This window comes from Rhizobium hidalgonense (assembly GCF_005862185.2).
Taxonomy (GTDB): Bacteria; Pseudomonadota; Alphaproteobacteria; order Rhizobiales; family Rhizobiaceae; genus Rhizobium; species Rhizobium hidalgonense.
Map to the genome: position 1 here is coordinate 508,754 of NZ_CP054027.1, position 19,366 is coordinate 528,119.

The window sequence follows — 19,366 nt, forward strand, 5'->3', positions numbered from 1 at the left end:
TTAGGCGACCGCCGTTACGCTAAGGGTCACCGGCGCGAACCGCGAGGAGACCGCTTCGACGGTGATCTCGCCGACCAGACCCGTCGCCTCCAGCCAGAAGCCTGATGTGCCGCCCTGCAGCGGCACGTTGGCCGGGCCGACGATCCTTGCGGGTCCATGTACCCTCAGAGAAATGCTGTCGTTCATGAAGGGCAGGCGCTGGCCGCACTGGTCGAGGGCGCGGATGATGACGCGGGTGCTGTCGCGTTCGCGGGCTCTCAGCGTCTGGCTGTCGGCGATGATCTCCAGCGTTGTCGGCAGCGGGTCGGCCGCCAGCGTCAGGCTGGCCACCGGCTCGCCGCCGATATAGCCCGTCAGGGTGCCGTCGATCCATTCCAAACCCCAAGTGCCGAGTTCGTCGGCGGTGAAGTGGCGATGGTCGAGCACGACGGGCGGATGCGGCAGATGCGGATAATTCTCGCGGTCCGGGCCGATGCGCTTGCTGAGCCCGCCATATTGCAGTTCCACCTGGTCGCAATTGGTCAGGATGATCAGCGGCAGCACGCCGCCGATATTGCGCTCGCCGCGCGCCCAGAAGGTCACCGGCTTCATGACGATCTCGTCGGATGGATCGCACTGGCTGATATAGGCGTAGGCCGCGAATTTCGGCTCGCGGAACATGTCCATGACGCCGTGGTAGCAGATCCGGTCGCCGGAGCCGAAATCCTTGTGGGTGTTGTAATCGAACATGCACCAGCCGATGGCGCCCGAGATATCGGGGTCGCCATAGGCGGCGTTCAGCACCTCGAGGTGGCGGCGCACATGCTCGGCCTGGCGCTGTTCCTGGTCATAGATCTTCGTCGGGTGCATGTGGCCGTTGAACTCGGTGATGAGGTACGGCACCTTGCGGGACAGACCGGTATTTTCCTCCTGACCGCGCAATGCGGTGCGCGGGCGGTTGGCGCCCGGCAGTTCCTCATTGCCGAGGATGAAATCGTTCATCGTATAGACGTCTTCGAGTAGCTCGCTCTCGGTGATATAGCGCACGCCGCCGGTCTGGCGGGTGCTGTCGAGTTCACGGGCCAAGCGATTGGTCTCGACGTAGAAATCGTGGCTGTCCTGGGACTCGTTGATGCGTACGCCCCAGATGATGATCGAGGGATGGTTCCAGTCGCGCTCGATCATGCGGCGGACGTTTTCGATCGATTCCTTCTGCCAGTCGGCATCGCCAATATGCTGCCAACCAGGGATCTCCTCGAAAACCAGCAGGCCGATCGCATCACAGCGGTCGAGGAACCATTTCGACTGGGGATAATGCGAGGTGCGGACGATATTGCACTTCAGCACCGTTTTCATGATGTCGGCGTCGCGCTCCTGGGCGGACCGGCCGGCGGCATAACCGACATAGGGGAAGGACTGGTGGCGGTTGAGACCGCGCAGTTTCAGCGGCTTGCCGTTGAGCAGGAAACCTTCCGGAGTGAATTCGGCGGTGCGGAAGCCGAAGCGGGTGGAGATACGATCGGAGCCGTGTTCCGTCCTGAGCTCGACGGTGACTTCGTAAAGCGTGGGATCGGTGATCTCCCAGAGCGTGATGCCGGTGAGGCCGCCGAAGGAAAGCCTGGTGCGGTCGCCGATCGTCTCGGTCGCTGCGGTGGCGATCACCGTGCCGTCTGCCTGCTTCAGCGTGGCGGTGACGGTTGCCGAGAAGCTGCGGCCCTCGGGATTGGCGATATCGACGTGGATGGTCGCCGATTTTTCCGGGGCGAGAACGTCTGCGGTTTCGATCTTGAGATTGCGGATCGATACCGGATCGGTGACCTTCAGCCAGACGTCACGATAGATGCCGGCATAAGTGAGATAATCGATGCGGCCGCCAAAGGGTGGGATCGCGGGGTTTTCGCTGCCGTCGATCTTCACCGTCACGAGGTTCTCACCCTTGATGAGCTTGCCGGTGAGGCGGGCCTCGAAGGGAGTGTAGCCGTCCTTATGGGCGATGATTTCTTCGCCGTTCAGATAGACGACGCTGTCGGCCATGGCGGCGTCGAAGACGAGCGACACTTCACGGCCCTCGAATTCCGGCAGCCAGCGCAGCACCTTCTGATAGGTGAAGGCGCGCTGATAGCTGCTTTCATCGAAGTAGTTGAAAGGCAGTTCGACGGCGGTATGGGGCAGACTGACCGACTTGGCGGCATCGAAGCTTTCGAGCAGGCGCTGGCCGAAGCCCTCGTGGAAACTCCAGCCTTCGTTGAAGGAAACGACGGACCGCATCTCAGGCTCTCCTGGTCATGGCATCAGGAGCGGTGCGGCGCTTTTCGGCGCTCGAAAATCGGGTCATCTTGTATTCCTCCTTGAAGCCATAAGGTGCGAGCCGCGCAAGCGCTCCGCGTCATCTGATTCCTGTGGTGCGCTTTAGCTTTTTTCATGCATGTCGTCATCCCGGAACTGCCGGACACTTCCACACGACCTATGTCAGGCGGTCGAGCCCCGCGAGCGGCGCAGCTGAGTGTGATGGCCTTCGATCGATCCTTACGGATATTGGGCGCCGTTCGTCTTGGTATAGATCGAATAGACCGAGCGTGTAGCGGTGATGAAGAGCCGGTTCTTCTTCGGGCCGCCGAAGGTGAGGTTGGACACCGTCTGCGGCACCCTGATCTTGCCGAGCAAGGTGCCATCAGGCGAAAAGCAGTGCACGCCGTCGCCGGCGCTGGTCCAGAGATTGCCGCTGACATCGAAGCGGAAACCGTCGGGATTGCCGGCATCGAGGCTGCAGAAATAGCGGCTGTTTTCCAGCCTTCGGCCGTCGACGACGTCGAAAACTCTCACATGGCGCGGGACTTCATGTTTTGCCGAGCCGGAATCGGCAATATAGAGCTTCGTCTCGTCGGGCGAGAAGGCAAGGCCGTTCGGCTGAATGAAATCCTCGATAACGGCCTCGATCGCGCCGCTTGAAGGATCGATTCGATAGACGTTGCGGGTGGGCTGCTCGGGCTCGGCCTTGTGGCCCTCATAGTCCGACAGGATGCCGTAAGTCGGGTCGGTGAACCAGACCCCGCCATCGGAATGCACGACGACATCGTTCGGCGAATTCAGCCGCTTGCCCTTGTAGCTGTCGGCCAGAATGGTGATGGTGCCGTCGACTTCCGTGCGGGTGACGCGGCGTCCGCCATGTTCGCAGGAGACCAGCCGGCCCTGTCGGTCGCGAGTATTGCCGTTGACGTAATTGGAGGGTGAGCGGAACACGGAGACCGTACCATCCGGTGTCCAGCGCATCATGCGTTCGTTGGGGATATCGCTCCAGAGCAGGCAGTTCAGGTCGGAAAACCAGACCGGGCCTTCCGTCCAGCGGCAGCCGGAATAAAGCTCTTCGAGTGCGGCACTGCCGATGACCAGAGCGCTAAAACGTTCATCGCGAATGTCATAAAGCGGATTGTCGGCCAAGCCAGTTCCTCCCTGAATGCTGCCGTCCCTTCCTAGCTGCAAATCCTGGGAGGTGCCAGAGCCCGGCATGGGAAATGCCGGGCTCCTGACCGATCAGAGCGCCGCAACAGGGTGCGGTGAACCGTCGTAAGCACCCCAGATCGACTGGTCGAAGCAGATGACCGAGCCGGTCATAAGGCCGGATTCGGCCGATGACAGGTAGGCGCAGGCCCGCGCCACCTCATGCGGGTCGACGAGGCGGCCGAAGGGCTGGCCCGCTGCCGCCTTCTCCAGCCAGTCGGCGGGGGCATCGTGATATTCGCGCTGGATGCGGTCCTCGCCCTCGGAGGCCATCCAGCCGATGTTGAGGCCATTGACGCGGATGCGGTTGCGCAGCAGCGCGTAGGCGGTGTTCTTCGTCAGCGTTTCCAGTGCGCCTTTTGAGGCGCAATAAGCGGCGATGAAGGGTTGGCCCGCTTTGGCCGACATCGAGCCGATATTGACGATCGTGCCCTCGATTTTTTCGCGGCGCATCACCTTCACCGTCTCCTGCATCAGGAAAAACGGCGCGCGCACATTGACGGCGAACATGGCGTCGAAGAGCTCGGGGCTGGTGTCGAGGATGGTGCCGCGATCGGTGATGGCGGCCGCATTGACCAGCGCGTCGACCCGTCCGAAAGCCTCGTCGCAGGCGTGGATGACATTCCGGGCGTCCTCGACCTCGGATAGGTCGGCCCTGACGTAAACGACTTTCGCGCTGGTCGCAGCCGAAATCTCCGCGGCCTTCGCCTTGCCTTTGGCTTCGTTGCGGCCGCAGATGACGATGCCTTCTGCGCCGCGTTCGGCAAAGAGGCGGGCAATGGTGGCGCCCAATCCTTGCGTGCCGCCGGTAACGATGGCGATCTTGCCATCGAGGCGGCCGTGGTCCGTGCTCATATAGTTCCTCCTTGGTGATGATGTGCGAATAGCCTCCCGCGGGTGCGGGAGCTTTTATCTCTACGTCAGCTCAACTTCTTCCGCGCCTGCTCGGCAAGCGCTGCCGTGAAGGCTTCGTCGCTCCAGCCTTCCGTCAATGCCTCATGCAGCAGCTGCGCCTGCGTCTTCGGCGCCAGGCCGCCGAGCGGCGGGTCGCGGTCGAGGTTGGTCGGGAAGGAGTAGCCTTCGGCACAGGCGGCGACGGCGTTGGCGATTTCGTCTTGAGAGAGCTTGCCCTGCAATGTTTTCAGGGCGGGAAAGAGCGTGGTGCTCATTCTCTCGCGGTTGACGGTTTCCATTGCGCGGCCGAAGGCGGAGGAGACCTGCAGGAGATTGGCGACGCGTTTGATATCGGCCGAACGGTTGGTGCCGGCAGCATGGAAGAGGGCGGGATTGAAGAAAACGACGTCCCCTTTTCCGAGCGGCAGCTGGATATGGTTGGCCTCGAAATAATCGCGGAATTCCTGGCGCTTGAGCGCGAGGTAGCCCGGCACATAGGTCTGGCTGTGTGGCAGGAAGAGTGTCGGGCCGCTTTCGAGCGGCATATCGCAATGGGCGACCGCGCCCTGCAGCGTCAGCACCGGCGAGAGCCGGTGCACATGCGCCGGAAACTGTTCGATCACTGCAGACGATTGGAAGCCGAGATGGTAATCGCGATGTGCCGATTGCGCCGCGCCGCCCGGATTGACGCGATTGACCTGCGCCGTCATCTGGTAGCTCGGGCCGAGCCAGGCTTCGCTTGCCAGTGCGATGATGGCATTGCCGTAATATTCGGCGAAATTCGCCGGATCGGCGAGACAATGTTTTTCCAGCGAATTCCAGATGCGGTCGTTGGCGCCGGGTTTGGCGAAGTGATCGCCGCCGCCGGTCGCGGTGCGGTGCTGTTCCTCGATGATCTGGTCGAAGATCGCGCTGGCGCGATCGATGGTGCCGGTATCCTCGTAAGCATGCTTGAACACGGCGACGCCGAGGCCTTCGCCGAAGGCCTCGCAAATCTCGGCCAGGACCGCGCGCCGGCCCTCCGGCGTGGCTGCTGCTGCCATCACCTTGCGGCTGTCATAGATCAGCACGTTTTTTTCAACTGCCGAGGCGGTGGGATAATCGGCAAGCGCGGTGGTCTTTTCCGCGAGACGGCGAAAATCCTCGAGATCGCAGCTGTCTTCGCTCAGCCAGACACGATCGGCGCGTAGCTTCTGCGGGTTGTCGGTTTTCATGGCGGCTCCTCCTCTGTCGATGAAGGCACTATACGCCGCGGTGCCGGGTGATATAGATCAGGAATCCATCAAAAAACCATCAGATCGATATCATGGCCTATCGCTTTCTCGTCAAGGACATCGCCTTCCAGGCCGGATTGAGCACCGCGACCGTCGACCGGGTGCTGAACGGCCGGCCGGGTGTGCGCCAACAGACGGAACTGCGGGTGAAGGCGGCGATCGCGGAGCTGGAAAAACAGCAGGCAGGCGCGATGGACAGCGGCCGCATGCTGGCGATCGATATCGTCATGGAGACGCCTCAGCGTTTCAGCGATACGGTGCGCACAGCCTTCGAGGCGGAGATGGCAGCCTTTCTGCCCGGCGTCTTCCGCTGCCGGTTCCATTTCGCCGAGGTGATGAAGCCGGCCGAGATGGTGCAGCTTCTCGACCGCATCCGCCTGCGCGGCACGCACGGCATCGTGCTCAAGGCGCCGGACGTCGCCGAGGTAGCCACCGCCGTCGCCCGGTTGGACGCGGCCGGCATTCCGGTGGTGACGCTGGTGACCGACCTGCCGAATTCGGCGCGCATCACCTATGCCGGCGCCGACAACCGGGCGGCGGGCGAGACCGCGGCCTATCTCATCGGCGAAGTGCTCGGCAACCGTGGCGGCAAGGTGCTGGTGACGCTGTCGAGCGGGCGGTTTCGCGGCGAAGAGGAGCGCGAAATTGGCTTTCGCCGCGTGATCCGCGCGTATTATCCCAAGATCGGCATCACCGAAATCAGCGAGGGGCACGGCACCGATGCGGCGACGGGAACGCTCGCGGCGGCAGCCCTTGCCGCCGATCCCACTATCAATGCGGTCTATTCGATCGGCGGCGGCAACCGAGCGGTGCTGGCGGCCTTCGATGCGGCCAAGCGCCCGGTGGGCGTCTTTGTCGCCCATGATCTCGATGCTGATAATCGCACCTTGCTTGCCGCTCGGCGGATCGGCTTCGTGCTGCATCACGATCTTAGGACCGATGCGCGCTCGGCCTTCAGGGCGATCATGAGCCGGGCGTCAGCATCGGGGCGAGCGGTTCCGGCCTCGCTTTCATCAGTTGAAATCGTCACGCCCTACAACATGCCTGCGGGCGATTGAGCCAATTGGCTTCCTTCAACGCCGACTTCAGGCTACAGCTCTGACACGAGTAGAGGTGAGCGGTATGGATTACAGCGACGTCAGTACGATTGCGGCCTGGATCACCGAGCAGGGACTGACGGGCGCTTCGGAATCCGAACTCATGACCGGTTTCTGCGCGGCCTGCCGGAAGGCCGGCCTGCGGCTCGACCGCGGAATGGCGCTGATGGATACTCTGCACCCCGTGCATGAGGGCCGTGCCTTCCGCTGGGATAGCGTGGAGGAGATCGAGACCGAATTCGAATATGGCCCGTCGGGTGTGGGCGAGGCTGCCGAGAGCTGGAAGCGTTCGTCCTTCTATTATCTCTGGTCCGGCAATGAGCGGGAGGTGCGCCGCCGCATCGGCTTCGGCGATCCGATCGATTTCAGCATGCTCGACACGATCGCTGCGGCCGGCCATACCGATTACATCGCGATGATGCATCGTTTTGCCGAGGCCGGCACGATCGGCGAGATGGATTGCTTCTTCTCGAATTTCTCGACGAAGCACCCCGAAGGCTTTTCCGATCACGACCTCGCCATCCTGCGCAAGCTGGTGCCGGTCCTCGGATTGGCGATCAAGTGTATCGCGCTCGGGCGCATCGCCCGCACCATTGCGGAAGTCTATCTCGGCGAGGATGCGGCGCGCCAGGTGATGGAAGGCAAGATCAGCCGCGGCAAATCGGAGCGGATTTCGGCCGCACTCTGGTTTTCCGATCTGCTGAATTACACCAAGATTTCCGATCGGGTGCCGCCGGAGGAAATCATCCCGCTGCTCAACGATTATAGCGAGGTGGTGATTTCGGCGATCCATGAGGCCGGCGGCAATGTGCTGAAGCTGATCGGCGACGGCGTGCTCGCCATCTTCAAGGGCGAGGTGCCGGCGGAGACCTGCCGTGCGGCGCTCCAAGCTCAATCGCTTCTGCGCGAAAAGCTTGCCAAGCTCAACGCCGAACGCGAGGCCGATAACAGGCCAACGACGGATGTCTATATCGGCCTGCATATCGGCGATGTCTTCTACGGCAATATCGGTAGCCAGGACCGGCTGGATTTCACTGTCATCGGCCCTGCAGTCAATGAGGTCAGTCGCATCGCTTCGATGTGCCGTTCGGTCGATCTCAACCTGCTGATCTCCTCCGATTTCGCCGCGGCGATCCCGGAAGAACAGCGCGCGGCAATCGCCTGCGTCGGGCGTTATGCATTGCGCGGCGTGCAGCGCGCGCAGGAGCTCTATACGCTCGACGGCGCCCGGCTGAACGCCTGATCGTTACAGCTGCGCTATCGCAACAGTCCCTGGCCGCCGTCGATCCAGATCGGCGTCCCGGTGATGTGTCGAGCTCGGTCGGAGGCGAGGAAGAGGATGGTTTCGGCGACATCCTCGCTCTTGCCTGCCTTGCCGCCGGCAATCGGGATATCGCCTTCCGGCCAGATGACCGGAACCTCCGTCTCTTCGCGATGGCGGCTGTCGGTATTGGCGCCAATATTGGTTTCGATCTCACCCGGGCAGACGGCGTTGACGCGAATACCATGCCGGCCGAGTTCGAGGGCGAGCTGCTGGACCATGGCGACCTGGCCGGCCTTGGTTGCGGTGTAGGCAGTGGCGCCCGGCGTCGTGAATGTCCGGGTGCCGTTGATCGAGGAGACGACGACGATCGAGCCGCCATTCCTTTTCAGGTACGGGACGGTCAGATGCAAGGTCAGATAGGTGCCACGCAGATTGACGGCGATGGTCTTGTCCCATTCATCCGGCTTCAGATCATCGATCGGTGCCCAGACGCCGTTGATCCCCGCATTGGCAACAACGATATCGAGGCCGCCGAAGGTCTCTGTCAGCGCCTTCACCGCCGCTCGCATTTGCGCCTCGTCGCTGGTGTCGGCCATCAGCGCGATCGATTCGCCGCCCGCCGCTTTGATCTCTGCGCAAGTGCTTTCGACCTCGTCGGCAGTGCGGCTGAGTGCGGCGACCTTTGCTCCTTCGGCGGCGAGCCTGAGCGCCGCCGCCTTGCCGATGCCAGAACCGGCACCGGTCACCAATGCGATCTTTCCCTTCAGCTCCATGGGCGGGCTCTCCTTGCCGTTTACCGGTAAGCCAATGTTTTGCACGGCTCTTGGTTCCGGAAGGAGCGCGTCGGTGGCGCTATCGGAGAAGGCTATGTCGAAGCGCCCATTTCTCCGGCCCATGGACGGCGGCAAAGAGCAGGCCGGCGAGGAAGGTGAAGTGATCGATGAAGAAGCCGAACTCGGCCTGGTTCTGTTGCCAATGGGATGGTCCGTGGAAGGCGAAGGCGAGGAAGATCACGTAGATGCCTGCGAGCAGGCTGGCCTCGGTGAAGAAGGCGCCCGATATGAAGGCGAGCGCCAGGGCGATCTCGAAGAAGGCGGCGACCCAGGTCAGGAATGTCGCCATCGGAAAGCCGGCGGCGGTGATGTAGGCTGCCGTCGCGCCGATATCGGCGAATTTGAAGCCGGCGGCCATGAAGAAGACGAAACTGAAGATGATGCGGGCGACGATGATTGCGATTGCTCTGGCCATTCTGAAATCTCCTCTTTGAGCTTCCACTATGACGGACGGGACACGCGACATCCTACACGCGGAAAGAAAAAGGGCCGCTTGCGCGACCCTCCACTTTCACCACTCGGCGAAGCTGCCGTCGGCATGCCGCCAGATCGGGTTGCGCCAGCGATGGCCCTCCTTGGCGCGCTCGATGACGTAGGCTTCGTCGACCTCGATGCCGAGACCCGGCCCTTGCGGGATCGAGACGAAACCATCGGCATATTGGAATACCTCCTTGTTGGAGATGTAATCGAGGATATCGTTGCCCTTGTTGTAATGAATGCCGAGGCTCTGTTCCTGGATGAAGGCGTTATAGCTGACGGCATCGACCTGCAGGCAGGCGGCGAGCGCGATCGGTCCGAGCGGGCAATGCGGCGCAAGCGCCACGTCATAGGCCTCGGCCATCGCCGCGATCTTGCGGCATTCGGTGATGCCGCCGGCATGCGAAAGATCCGGCTGGATGATGTCGACATAACCGTCCGAAAGCACCTGTTTGAAGTCCCAGCGCGAATAGAGCCGTTCGCCGAGCGCGATCGGTGTCGAAGTATGGTTGACGATATCGCGCAGCGCTTCCTTGTTTTCCGACAGCACTGGCTCCTCGATGAACATCAGCTTGTAGGGCTCGAGTTCCTTTGCGAGGACTTTCGCCATCGGCTTGTGCACGCGGCCGTGAAAGTCGACGCCAATGCCGATATGCGGGCCAATCGCCTCACGGATTAGGGCGATTGTCTCGACCGCCTTTTCCACCTTCTCGTTGGTGTCGACGATCTGCATTTCCTCGCAGCCATTGAGCTTGATCGCCTTGAAGCCGCGGGCGACCACTTCCCTGGCATTGTTGGCGACATCCGAAGGACGGTCGCCGCCGATCCAGGAATAGACCTTGATGCGGTCGCGCAGCTGGCCGCCGAGCAGGGAATGGATCGGCTGGCCCAGCGCCTTGCCCTTGATATCCCAGAGCGCCTGGTCGATGCCGGAGATCGCGCTCATATGGGCCGCACCACCCCGATAGAAGCCGCCGCGATACATCACCGTCCAGTGGTCCTCGATCAGGAAGGGATCCTTGCCGATCAGATAGTCTTCCAGTTCGTGGACCGCGGCCTCGACGGTGAGCGCCCGGCCTTCGACCACCGGTTCGCCCCAGCCGATGATGCCCTCGTCGGTCTCGATCTTCAAAAACAGCCAGCGCGGCGGCACGATATAGGTGGTGAGTTTGGTGATCTTCATCGCTGTTCTTTCAGTGATCCATCATTTCGTTCGGCCGATCGCCTTTTCAGCGGCAGCAAGGTCGCGCACCGCAAGATCAAGCATGCGGTTGGCGCATTCGCGGGCGCCAGCCTTGTCGCGCATGCGCAGGGCCTCGACCAACTGGCCATGAACGAGTACCGCATCCTCGCGGTTTTCGACGCCGATGTTGGAGGCGTGCAGCGCATATTTCAGCGCTGCGTGAATGGCGCTCGACAGGCGGCGGAAGACCTGGTTGTGGCTGGCGGTGAGCAGCACCGCGTGGAACAAGACGTCGGCATCGGTGAAACTTTCCGGATCGCCGGCGCTGTCGCGCATCTGCCGCCAGGCCTTGTCGAGATCGGCGATCTCCTGGGCGCTGGCGCGCTCGGCGGCGTATTCGGCCGCAGCCGGCTCGATCGTGCGGCGGGCTTCGAGAATGCAGCCGAGCAGGTCGAAATCCTTGATATAGGGACCCATCCATTCCAGCACATCGGCATCCAGGATATTCCAGTCGTCCTTGTCGCAGACGGTGGTTCCGACCCGCGGTTTACCGCGGACAAGGCCCTTTGATTCCAGCACTTTCAGCGATTCGCGAATAACAGTGCGGCTGACACCGTAAAGTTCGCAGAGATCATTCTCGCGGGGTAGCGGCGAGCCCGAGGGATAGCGGTCCGCACAGATGTCCTCGGCGATTGCAGCCGTGACGTTGCGGCGGACGCGTGGGCGCCGCTCGATGTCGGGGCTTTTGGCGCCGCTCTGTGGCTCGATTGTTTCCAACTCACCTCTCTCCGCTCTATTTCCGGCGCTAGGCAACCGAATCTCATTATCCGAATTCGATGCGCTTTGCGACGCTCCTCCTAGGCCTCGGTGATAATCCTATTATTCCAATCATCATACATTGGCAATTGACTGGTATGATGATTTATCATAATTGATTGGACGCTGCCTGGGAGGCAGCTGCTCGGTTTTAGGGAGAGAGACATGCGCTTGTTCAAAGCAGCCATCCTGGCTGGCACATTCGCCATTCTGGCAGCCGGCTCGGCGTTTTCCGCAGACGTCAAGATAGGGTTCATCGTCAAGCAGCCCGAAGAGCCGTGGTTCCAGGACGAATGGAAATTCGCTGATCAGGCCGCCAAGGAAAAAGGCTTCACCGTCGTCAAGATCGGCGCCGAAGACGGCGAGAAGGTTCAGTCAGCGATCGACAATCTCGGAGCCCAGGGTGTGCAGGGCTTCATCATCTGCACGCCCGACGTCAAACTCGGCCCCGGCATCATCGCCAAGGCGGAAGCCAACCAGTTGAAGCTGATGACGGTCGACGACCGTCTCGTCAGCGCCGACGGCAAGCCGCTGGAAGATGTGCCGCATATGGGCATTTCGGCCACCAAGATCGGCGAGGGCGTCGGACAGGCGATCGTCGACGAGATCAAGAAGCGCGGTTGGGACATGAAGAATGTCGGCGCGATCAGGGTGTCTTACGATCAACTGCCGACCGCCGTCGACCGCGTCGAGGGCGCGGTCTCGGTGCTGAAGTCCGCCGGCTTTCCGGCCGAGAACATCTATGACGCGCCGCAAGCGAAGACAGATACGGAAGCAGCCCTCAACGCGGCAACCACCGTGCTCAACAAACATGCCGACGTTAAATACTGGGTCGCCTTCGGTCTCAACGACGAAGCCGTTCTCGGCGCCGTCCGGGCTTCCGAGTCGGTCGGCATTCCGGCGGAAAACGTCATCGGTGTCGGCATCGGCGGCGCGGAATCGGCGATCAATGAGTTCAAGAAGCCGGCGGCGACGGGCTTCTTCGGCACCGTCATCATCTCGCCGAAGCGTCACGGCTATGAGACGGCGCTGAACATGTACGACTGGATCGCCAACAACAAGGAGCCGGCAAAACTGACGCTGACCTCCGGTTCGCTGGCGCTGCGCGGCGACTACGAAAAGGTCCGCAAGGATCTTGGCATCGAATGATCATCCTTCCAGGATGATGTACACCCGGCGGCCACTTCACATGCCGCCGGGTCTTACTCGGTGGAGCGACGATGGCCTTCCTCGAATTCAACGATATTTCCAAGGGTTATCCCGGCGTGCAGGCGCTGGCGAATGTTTCCTTCTCCGTCGAGAAGGGCGCCGTTCACGGACTGATGGGCGAAAACGGCGCCGGCAAATCGACGCTGATCCGGGTGCTGTCGGGCGATCAGGCCGCCGATGCCGGCCGCATCCTGATTGGCGGTGAGGAGCAGAAATACGGATCGGTTCGCGATGCCTTCCATGCCGGCGTCATCGTCATCCACCAGGAACTGCAGCTCGTTCCGGAGCTGACGGTCGCCGAAAATCTCTGGCTCGGGCGCTTTCCGGCCAAGGGCGGTGTCATCCACTCGAAGACGCTGATCGAGACGGTGCGCTCGAAGCTCGAAGACATCGGCATCGATATCGATCCGTCGGCCAAGGTCGCCTCGCTATCGATTGGCGCGCGGCAAATGGTCGAGATCGCCAAAGCCGTCATGCTCGATGCACGGGTGATCGCATTGGACGAACCGACCTCGTCGCTGTCGTCGCGCGAAAGCGAAATCCTGTTTTCACTCATCGACAGGCTGAAGGCGAAGGGAACGGTCATTCTCTATGTCTCGCATCGCCTCGACGAGATTTTTCGGCTTTGCGACAGCTTGACTGTGTTGCGCGACGGCAAGCTTGCCGCCCACCATCCTCAGATCGCCGAGACGACGCGCGAACAGATCATCTCGGAAATGGTCGGGCGTGAAATCAGCAATGTCTGGGGATGGCGCGAACGTGCGCTCGGCGGCGTCAGGCTGGAGGTCAAGGGGCTGTCGGGGCCGAAGCTGCGCAATCCGATCAGTTTTTCCGTCCGCCAGGGCGAGATCCTCGGCTTCTTCGGCCTGATCGGCGCGGGCCGCAGCGAAATGGCGCGGCTGCTGTATGGCGCCGACATCAGGCATCAGGGTCAGGTCACGATCGATGGGCTTGCTGTTTCGCCGAACAATCCGAAGGCGGCGATCAATGCCGGCTTGGTGCTCTGCCCCGAGGACCGCAAGTTCGACGGCATCGTCCAGGGGCGGTCGATCGAGGAGAATATGGCGATCTCCTCGCGGCGGCATTTCTCGCCCTTCGGAATTCTGAGCCCGAGACAAGAGGCGGCGCTGGCGGATCGGTTCATCGCCCGGCTTCGGGTGCGGACGCCGTCGCGCAAGCAGGACATCATCAATCTCTCGGGCGGCAACCAGCAAAAGGTCATTCTCGGCCGCTGGCTCTCCGAACAGGGCATCAAGGTTCTGGTGATCGATGAACCGACGCGCGGCATCGATGTCGGGGCGAAATCGGAAATCTACGAAATCCTCTACGAGCTGGCTGCCGGCGGTATGGCGATCGTGGTGATCTCAAGCGAGTTGCCGGAGGTCATGGGCATTTCCGATCGCATCATGGTGATGTGCCAGGGCAGGGTGGCCGCCAATGTCGCCCGCCAGGATTTCGACGAGCGCAGCATCCTGACGGCAGCGCTCCCCGACAAGAACGCCGCAGGCGCCATTTAGAACTGGGAACACCGACGATGAATTCGTTGAAAAAAATCCTTCTCGGCGAACAGGGGCTGGTGGTGATTTTCGCCGCCGCTTTCGTGATCGTCTCGCTCTTCGTGCCGAACTTCCTGACCGAACGCAACATGCTGGGGCTGCTGCAATCGGTCGTCACGATCGGCATCGTTGCCTGCACCATGATGTTCTGCCTGGCATCCCGGGACTTCGACCTCTCGGTCGGCTCGATTGTCGCCTTCTCCGGCATGGTCGCGGTGATGGCCTCGAACGCAACCGGTTCCATTCCCGTCGGGCTGCTGGCCGCCCTGCTGTGCGGCGCCGTCGTCGGTTTCGTCAACGGCATCGTCATTGCCCGCTTCCGCATCAACGCGCTGATCACCACACTCGCGACCATGCAGATCGTGCGCGGCCTGGCGCTGATCGCCTCGGACGGCCGCGCTGTCGGTATCAATGATCCTGCCTTCTACCAGCTTGCCCTGTCGCGTTTCCTGAACGTGCCGACGCCGATCTGGATCATGCTGCTCCTTTTTGTCCTCTTCGGTTTCGTGCTCAACCGCACCGTCTTCGGCAAGAACACGCTGGCAATAGGCGGCAATCCGGAGGCGTCGCGGCTTGCGGGTGTCAACGTCGTCAACATGCGCATCTGGATCTTTGCGCTGCAGGGTCTGGTCTGCGGTATCGCCGGCATTTTGCTGGCATCGCGCATTACCTCCGGTCAGCCGAATGCGGCGACGGGGCTTGAGCTTTCGGTGATTTCGGCCTGCGTTCTCGGCGGCGTTTCGCTGGCCGGCGGCCGGGCTGCGATGAGCGGCGTCATCGTCGGCGTGCTGATCATGGGTATTGCCGAAAACGTTATGAATCTCCTGAATATCCAGGCATTCTATCAGTATGTCGTGCGCGGCCTGATCCTGTTGATCGCCGTGCTGCTCGACAATTTGAGATCTTCGGCTGCGGGACGGCGTGGATGAGTGACGGAGAGATCGGGGGCGACATCGTACTCACGCGCGGCGATCTCGCCGTCCGCGTCAGCCGTCGGGGTGCGGCGGTCGCCGCCGCGACGTATCGAAAGATGCCCTTTTTCGTGGCCGCCGGCGGGCCGAATGGTGCGATGGCAAATTTTGCGATGGTGCCATTCGGCAATCGCGTAGAAGGCAACGCCATGTCCTTTGCCGGACGCGACTATGCCTTCCAGCCGAATACGTCCGATCCGCTCTATCGGCACGGTGACGGCTGGCTCGGCCTCTGGCAGCTTGAAGAGGCCAGCGTGGAGCATGCGCAGTTCTCCTTTTCCCGCAGCGCCGACGAGGTTTCACCCTATGCGTATCTGACCCGGCAGGAGATCCGTCTCGCCGGCGATACTCTGGTGCTGACGCTTTCCGTTGAAAACCGGGGCGAAACCGCTCTTCCCTTCGGATTGGGCCAGCATCCCTTCCTTGCGCGCACGCCAAAGACGAGGCTGACGATTGCGGCCAATTGTTACTGGAACGAGCGGCCCGATCATCTTCCCGATATGCCCGGCCCCGTACCTAACGAATTCGATTTCAGGTCCGGCAAGCTGTTGCCGCAGACATGGATGAACAATGCCTTCGAGGGCTGGAATAGGCGGGCCGCCATCGCCTGGCCGGAACTCGGAATTCAGGCGGCGCTGGAAGCCGACGGCGGCTTCGATCGCTTCATGCTCTATATGCCGGTCGATCGAAGCGACTTCTTCTGTCTCGAGCCGATGAGCCATTTGCCGAACGGCCATCACCTGCCTGACTTCGGTGGGCTCACACCGCTTGCGCCGGGTGACGTACTTGCCGGCAAGGTGACGATCCTGATGTCGCCGCTGCCGGCTCAACCGGAGGGGTGAAAGATGGGCAACCGCCTGCAAGGCAAAAACATCCTTATAACAGGCGCTGCGCAGGGTATCGGCCTTGCGATCGCGGAGGCTTTTCTCCGGGAAAATGCCGCTGTCTTTCTCATCGATCGCGATGGCGTGCTGCTGGCGGAGGCGGCAAAAAAACTCCAGAGCAGCGGCGGACGGCTCGGTTATCTGCCGGCCGACATTACCGATGCCGGGACGATCACGACGGCGGTCGCGCGGGCCAGTAAAGAGATCGGACAGCTGAACGCACTCGTCAACAATGCCGGGGTCAATGTTTTTGCCGAGCCGCTCGAGACGACGGATGACGAATGGCATCGCTGCTTCGACATCAATCTCAAAGGTGCATGGAACTGCTGCAAGGCGGTACTGCCCGGCTTGATCGAACAGGGCGGCGGCGTCATCCTCAATGTCGCCTCGACGCACGCCTTCACCATCATTCCGCATACATTTCCCTATCCGCTGGCAAAACACGCGCTGCTAGGAATGACGAAGTCGCTCGGGCTCGAATATGCGGCCCGCAATATCCGGGTGAACGCACTGGCGCCAGGCTACGTCTCGACGCAAAAGGTGATCGACTACTGGAACAGCTTCCCCGATCCGGAGGCGGCCAAGGCCGAGACGATGAGGCTGCATCCCGGCGGCCGCATCGCGACGCCGGAGGAGATCGCCATGGCGGCGGTTTTCATGGTCTCCGATGAGTGCCCGTTCATGAACGCCACCTGCCTGACGATTGATGGCGGCCTCAGCGTGCAGCAGCATCCCGCCTGAACAGGTCGGATTGCAGCAGATTTTTACAAGCCTGTCGTCTTCTGCAGATAGAGCGTTATATTGCCTGTCGGGAGGGCCAACCTGATCTCCCGCAGGCGTGGAGCGGCGCCGCCGCTGCTGGAAATAGTTGGAGCATGATGTTGTCCGAAAACCGTTCACACTTTTCGGCATCATGCTCTGAAAACACAATCGAAAACAGGAGGACGGCATGCAGATCAATCGCACGGCTTCGGCCCATTGGACCGGTGGTCTCAAGGACGGCAAAGGCCTGATCTCGACGCAGAGCGGCGCTCTGAAAGATTATCCCTACGGCTTTGCCAGCCGCTTCGAAGGCATTCCCGGCACCAATCCGGAAGAGTTGATCGGTGCTGCCCATGCTGGTTGCTTCACCATGGCGCTGTCGCTGATCCTCGGTGAAGCCGGCTTCACCGCCGAGCATATGGAAACCTCCGCCAAGGTGACGCTCGAAAGTGTCGAGGGCGGCTTTGCCGTCACCGCAATCCATCTTTCGCTCTCCGGCCGTATTCCCGGCGCCGATGAGGCAACCTTTGCCGAACTCGCCAACAAGGCGAAGGCCGGCTGCCCGATTTCCAAAGCGCTTGCCGCCGTTCCGATCACGCTCGAAGTCAAGCTCGACTGACCTGCTGCTGATAGCGATGTGCCGCGCGCGTTTTGCGTCGCGGCACTTTTCGTCTCTTTCGATATCGTTCGAACGCTTGACGAAATCCCTTATATCTCCCAAACAGACACGCATAGGCTGCAATCGCGCCCGTCCCTCGAGGCAGCCGGGTTGCGCCGCGCAGTATTGACAAGTGACGCTTAATATTTTACGACTGACGAAATTCAAAATTCGTCAGTCGTAATTCAAGGCATCGAAACTCATGAACGACATCGCGGAGCACACGATCGACGTCACTCGGCAGGAGAATGTCACACGCATTCTCGATGCGGCCGAGCGGCTGTTCCGTCACTACGGCTACAGCAAGACGACGGTGGCCGACATTGCCCGCGATCTCGGCATGTCGCCAGCCAATATTTATCGTTTCTTCGCCTCCAAGGTGGAAATCCACCAGGCGCTATGCGGCCGCATGCTCGCCACAGCCTATCAAATCGCCTACGACATCCGTCACCAGCCGATCAGCGCCGAGGAGCGGCTGCGCCGCTATGTCCAGACCCAGCATCAGTTGACGCTGGACCTGATGCTCGACGAGATGAAGGTGCACGAGATGATCGTCGTCGCGATCGAACGCGACTGGCACGTCATCGAGAAACATATCGATCGCGTCCATGATCTGATTGCCGAAATCATCGCCGAAGGCATTGCCGCCGGAGAATTCGCCGAACAGGACCCGGTCGTTGCCTCGCGTTGCTTCGGCGCGGCGACGATCAATCTCTGCCACCCGCAGATGGTGGCGCAATGTCTTGCCAAAACCAACCGCGCCAGCGTCGACGAACTGATCGACTATGTGATCAGAGCGCTGAAGAAATAACGGACGGCCGCCGCCGTCGACCCCCCAACGATTCAGGAGTGCGGACGATGTTTTCGCTCAAGACCTTCAGCCCTCGCATGCCGTCCGTCGCCAGCCTCATGCTCATCAGTGCTATCGGCATCGGCGTTTCCGCCTGCTCGGAAGAGAAAGCTGAGGTCAAGCAAGCTATCCGGCCGGTGAAGGTCGTCGAAATCGCCAAGGCCGGCGACACGCGCAAACTCGACTATTCGGGCTCGGTCAAGGCACGCACGGAGATGAACCTCGGGTTTCGCGTCGCTGGCAAGATCATCGAACGCCTCGTCGATATCGGCGACAAGGTGAAGCCGGGCGACGTGCTCGCCCGGATGGACTCCACCGATTACCAGCTCGCGGTCAAGACGGCGGAAGCCAATCTCGCCGCGGCGGAAAGGGGTGTCGAAACCGCCGATCTTGCCAACAAGCGCGCCGAGCAGCTTTTCGACAAGAGCGTTGCTCCGAAATCGCAGCTCGAACAGGCCGCACTCAGCCATGACCAGGCGATCTCGCAGCGCGATGCCGCGCTCTCCGCGCTCAACCAGGCGAAGAACCAGGTAAGCTATACCGATCTCAAGGCCGGCCAGAACGGTATCGTGACTGCGATCAATGCCGATATTGGCCAGGTCGTCGGCTCCGGCACTCCCGTTGTCACCGTCGCCGTCGATGGTGAGAAGGAAGTGCAGATTGCGGTTCCGGAAAACGACATTGCCGAATTCAAGCCCGGCAAGACAGTCAAAGCAAGCTTCTGGGCCGACGACAGACTGGTGCTCGACGGCAAGGTGCGTGAGGTTTCGGGCAGCGCCGATCAGCAGTCGCGTACTTTTGCAGTTCGTGTGAGCCTGCCGAACGATCCGCAGGTATTGCTCGGCATGACGGCGACGATCGAAGCCGACGTCAGCAACGGCAACAACTATGTCTCGATCCCGCTCAGCGCGCTGGCTGAGAAGGACGGCAAGCAGATGGTCTGGACCGTCGACCGCGATACGGCGACCGTCCATGGCCGCGACATCAAGGTCGCCGATTTCACCGGTGACGGCGTGCATGTGACCGACGGCCTCGATATCGGCGATCTCGTCGTTTCCGCCGGCACGCAGTTTATGAGCGAAAACCTGAAGGTGAAGGTGCCGGACCAGCAGTCGGCGCTGGCCGACACGGACCAGACGGTCCGCTGATCGCGTCGCAAAA

At 61.4% G+C, this 19,366-nt stretch carries 18 protein-coding genes; 10 read left to right on the forward strand and 8 right to left on the reverse strand.

All coding sequences use genetic code 11. The features are described from left to right. The 4 genes from FFM81_RS02430 to FFM81_RS02445 all read right to left on the reverse strand — a co-directional run bounded on the left by FFM81_RS02430 (position 1) and on the right by FFM81_RS02445 (position 5,585). Positions 1–2,247, reverse strand: coding sequence for a glycoside hydrolase family 2 protein (locus FFM81_RS02430; RefSeq protein ID WP_138385300.1), 2,247 nt, complete (start codon positions 2,245–2,247; stop codon positions 1–3). A gap of 258 nt (positions 2,248–2,505) precedes the next feature. Beyond that, entirely contained in the window at positions 2,506–3,417 is a 912-nt protein-coding gene (locus FFM81_RS02435) for an SMP-30/gluconolactonase/LRE family protein (RefSeq protein ID WP_097533089.1), read from the reverse strand. A 93-nt stretch (positions 3,418–3,510) separates the two neighbouring features. After that, entirely contained in the window at positions 3,511–4,332 is an 822-nt protein-coding gene (locus FFM81_RS02440; RefSeq protein WP_097533090.1) for an SDR family oxidoreductase, read from the reverse strand. 65 nt (positions 4,333–4,397) lie between these two features. Next, positions 4,398–5,585 (reverse strand): phytanoyl-CoA dioxygenase family protein, encoded by a 1,188-nt coding sequence (locus tag FFM81_RS02445; RefSeq protein WP_138385301.1) that lies wholly within the window; start codon positions 5,583–5,585, stop codon positions 4,398–4,400. A 92-nt stretch (positions 5,586–5,677) separates the two neighbouring features. Here FFM81_RS02445 and FFM81_RS02450 point away from each other — a divergent pair, with 92 nt between their 5' ends. Then, positions 5,678–6,703 (forward strand): LacI family DNA-binding transcriptional regulator, encoded by a 1,026-nt coding sequence (locus FFM81_RS02450; RefSeq protein WP_003566863.1) that lies wholly within the window; start codon positions 5,678–5,680, stop codon positions 6,701–6,703. A 64-nt stretch (positions 6,704–6,767) separates the two neighbouring features. Next, positions 6,768–7,985: an adenylate/guanylate cyclase domain-containing protein gene (locus tag FFM81_RS02455; protein WP_003566861.1), complete on the forward strand. Its 1,218-nt coding sequence runs from the start codon at positions 6,768–6,770 to the stop codon at positions 7,983–7,985. Between the two features lie 14 nt (positions 7,986–7,999). Here FFM81_RS02455 and FFM81_RS02460 read toward each other — a convergent pair whose 3' ends face one another. From FFM81_RS02460 to FFM81_RS02475, 4 genes are all read right to left on the reverse strand, one after another. Beyond that, the gene (locus FFM81_RS02460; RefSeq protein ID WP_003566859.1) at positions 8,000–8,779 is read right to left on the reverse strand and encodes an SDR family oxidoreductase; all 780 of its coding nucleotides are present in this window, start codon (positions 8,777–8,779) and stop codon (positions 8,000–8,002) included. Between the two features lie 79 nt (positions 8,780–8,858). Further along, positions 8,859–9,254: a DoxX family protein gene (locus FFM81_RS02465; protein ID WP_025417112.1), complete on the reverse strand. Its 396-nt coding sequence runs from the start codon at positions 9,252–9,254 to the stop codon at positions 8,859–8,861. 96 nt (positions 9,255–9,350) lie between these two features. Then, positions 9,351–10,499: a galactonate dehydratase gene (dgoD, locus tag FFM81_RS02470; protein WP_025417111.1), complete on the reverse strand. Its 1,149-nt coding sequence runs from the start codon at positions 10,497–10,499 to the stop codon at positions 9,351–9,353. Between the two features lie 21 nt (positions 10,500–10,520). After that, complete coding sequence (locus FFM81_RS02475; RefSeq protein ID WP_003566854.1) at positions 10,521–11,276, reverse strand: FadR/GntR family transcriptional regulator; 756 nt, start codon at positions 11,274–11,276, stop codon at positions 10,521–10,523. A gap of 204 nt (positions 11,277–11,480) precedes the next feature. Here FFM81_RS02475 and FFM81_RS02480 point away from each other — a divergent pair, with 204 nt between their 5' ends. The 8 genes from FFM81_RS02480 to FFM81_RS02515 all read left to right on the forward strand — a co-directional run bounded on the left by FFM81_RS02480 (position 11,481) and on the right by FFM81_RS02515 (position 19,353). Beyond that, positions 11,481–12,464 (forward strand): arabinose ABC transporter substrate-binding protein, encoded by a 984-nt coding sequence (locus FFM81_RS02480; protein WP_003566852.1) that lies wholly within the window; start codon positions 11,481–11,483, stop codon positions 12,462–12,464. A 71-nt stretch (positions 12,465–12,535) separates the two neighbouring features. Next, entirely contained in the window at positions 12,536–14,041 is a 1,506-nt protein-coding gene (gene araG, locus FFM81_RS02485; RefSeq protein WP_003566851.1) for an L-arabinose ABC transporter ATP-binding protein AraG, read from the forward strand. Positions 14,042–14,058: 17 nt separating this feature from the next. Then, on the forward strand, positions 14,059–15,009 hold the full coding sequence (araH, locus tag FFM81_RS02490; RefSeq protein WP_003566849.1) for an L-arabinose ABC transporter permease AraH: 951 nt from the start codon (positions 14,059–14,061) through the stop codon (positions 15,007–15,009). Then, positions 15,006–15,893 (forward strand): aldose 1-epimerase, encoded by an 888-nt coding sequence (locus FFM81_RS02495; RefSeq protein WP_138385302.1) that lies wholly within the window; start codon positions 15,006–15,008, stop codon positions 15,891–15,893. The genes araH and FFM81_RS02495 overlap by 4 nt, the downstream gene beginning before the upstream one ends. Positions 15,894–15,896: 3 nt before the next feature. Beyond that, positions 15,897–16,676 carry an SDR family oxidoreductase gene (locus tag FFM81_RS02500; protein ID WP_003566846.1) on the forward strand — a complete coding sequence of 260 codons (780 nt, stop codon included), beginning with the start codon at positions 15,897–15,899 and terminating at the stop codon, positions 16,674–16,676. Between the two features lie 208 nt (positions 16,677–16,884). Next, a complete protein-coding gene (locus FFM81_RS02505; RefSeq protein ID WP_003566844.1) occupies positions 16,885–17,316 on the forward strand; it encodes an OsmC family protein in 432 nt (143 codons plus the stop codon). A gap of 241 nt (positions 17,317–17,557) precedes the next feature. Next, complete coding sequence (locus FFM81_RS02510) at positions 17,558–18,166, forward strand: TetR/AcrR family transcriptional regulator (protein WP_138385303.1); 609 nt, start codon at positions 17,558–17,560, stop codon at positions 18,164–18,166. 47 nt (positions 18,167–18,213) lie between these two features. After that, a complete protein-coding gene (locus FFM81_RS02515; RefSeq protein WP_025417107.1) occupies positions 18,214–19,353 on the forward strand; it encodes an efflux RND transporter periplasmic adaptor subunit in 1,140 nt (379 codons plus the stop codon). Positions 19,354–19,366 lie beyond the last annotated feature (13 nt).

What these genes read in the sequence shown, in the direction of transcription:
- FFM81_RS02430 (WP_138385300.1), bottom strand. Translation starts at nt 2,247, where the DNA reads ATGCGGTCCGTCGTTTCCTTCAACGAAGGCTGGAGTTTCCACGAGGGC.
- FFM81_RS02440 (WP_097533090.1), bottom strand. Translation starts at nt 4,332, where the DNA reads ATGAGCACGGACCACGGCCGCCTCGATGGCAAGATCGCCATCGTTACC.
- FFM81_RS02445 (WP_138385301.1), bottom strand. Translation starts at nt 5,585, where the DNA reads ATGAAAACCGACAACCCGCAGAAGCTACGCGCCGATCGTGTCTGGCTG.
- FFM81_RS02450 (WP_003566863.1), top strand. Translation starts at nt 5,678, where the DNA reads ATGGCCTATCGCTTTCTCGTCAAGGACATCGCCTTCCAGGCCGGATTG.
- FFM81_RS02455 (WP_003566861.1), top strand. Translation starts at nt 6,768, where the DNA reads ATGGATTACAGCGACGTCAGTACGATTGCGGCCTGGATCACCGAGCAG.
- FFM81_RS02460 (WP_003566859.1), bottom strand. Translation starts at nt 8,779, where the DNA reads ATGGAGCTGAAGGGAAAGATCGCATTGGTGACCGGTGCCGGTTCTGGC.
- FFM81_RS02465 (WP_025417112.1), bottom strand. Translation starts at nt 9,254, where the DNA reads ATGGCCAGAGCAATCGCAATCATCGTCGCCCGCATCATCTTCAGTTTC.
- dgoD (WP_025417111.1), bottom strand. Translation starts at nt 10,499, where the DNA reads ATGAAGATCACCAAACTCACCACCTATATCGTGCCGCCGCGCTGGCTG.
- FFM81_RS02480 (WP_003566852.1), top strand. Translation starts at nt 11,481, where the DNA reads ATGCGCTTGTTCAAAGCAGCCATCCTGGCTGGCACATTCGCCATTCTG.
- araG (WP_003566851.1), top strand. Translation starts at nt 12,536, where the DNA reads ATGGCCTTCCTCGAATTCAACGATATTTCCAAGGGTTATCCCGGCGTG.
- araH (WP_003566849.1), top strand. Translation starts at nt 14,059, where the DNA reads ATGAATTCGTTGAAAAAAATCCTTCTCGGCGAACAGGGGCTGGTGGTG.
- FFM81_RS02495 (WP_138385302.1), top strand. Translation starts at nt 15,006, where the DNA reads ATGAGTGACGGAGAGATCGGGGGCGACATCGTACTCACGCGCGGCGAT.
- FFM81_RS02500 (WP_003566846.1), top strand. Translation starts at nt 15,897, where the DNA reads ATGGGCAACCGCCTGCAAGGCAAAAACATCCTTATAACAGGCGCTGCG.
- FFM81_RS02505 (WP_003566844.1), top strand. Translation starts at nt 16,885, where the DNA reads ATGCAGATCAATCGCACGGCTTCGGCCCATTGGACCGGTGGTCTCAAG.
- FFM81_RS02510 (WP_138385303.1), top strand. Translation starts at nt 17,558, where the DNA reads ATGAACGACATCGCGGAGCACACGATCGACGTCACTCGGCAGGAGAAT.
- FFM81_RS02515 (WP_025417107.1), top strand. Translation starts at nt 18,214, where the DNA reads ATGTTTTCGCTCAAGACCTTCAGCCCTCGCATGCCGTCCGTCGCCAGC.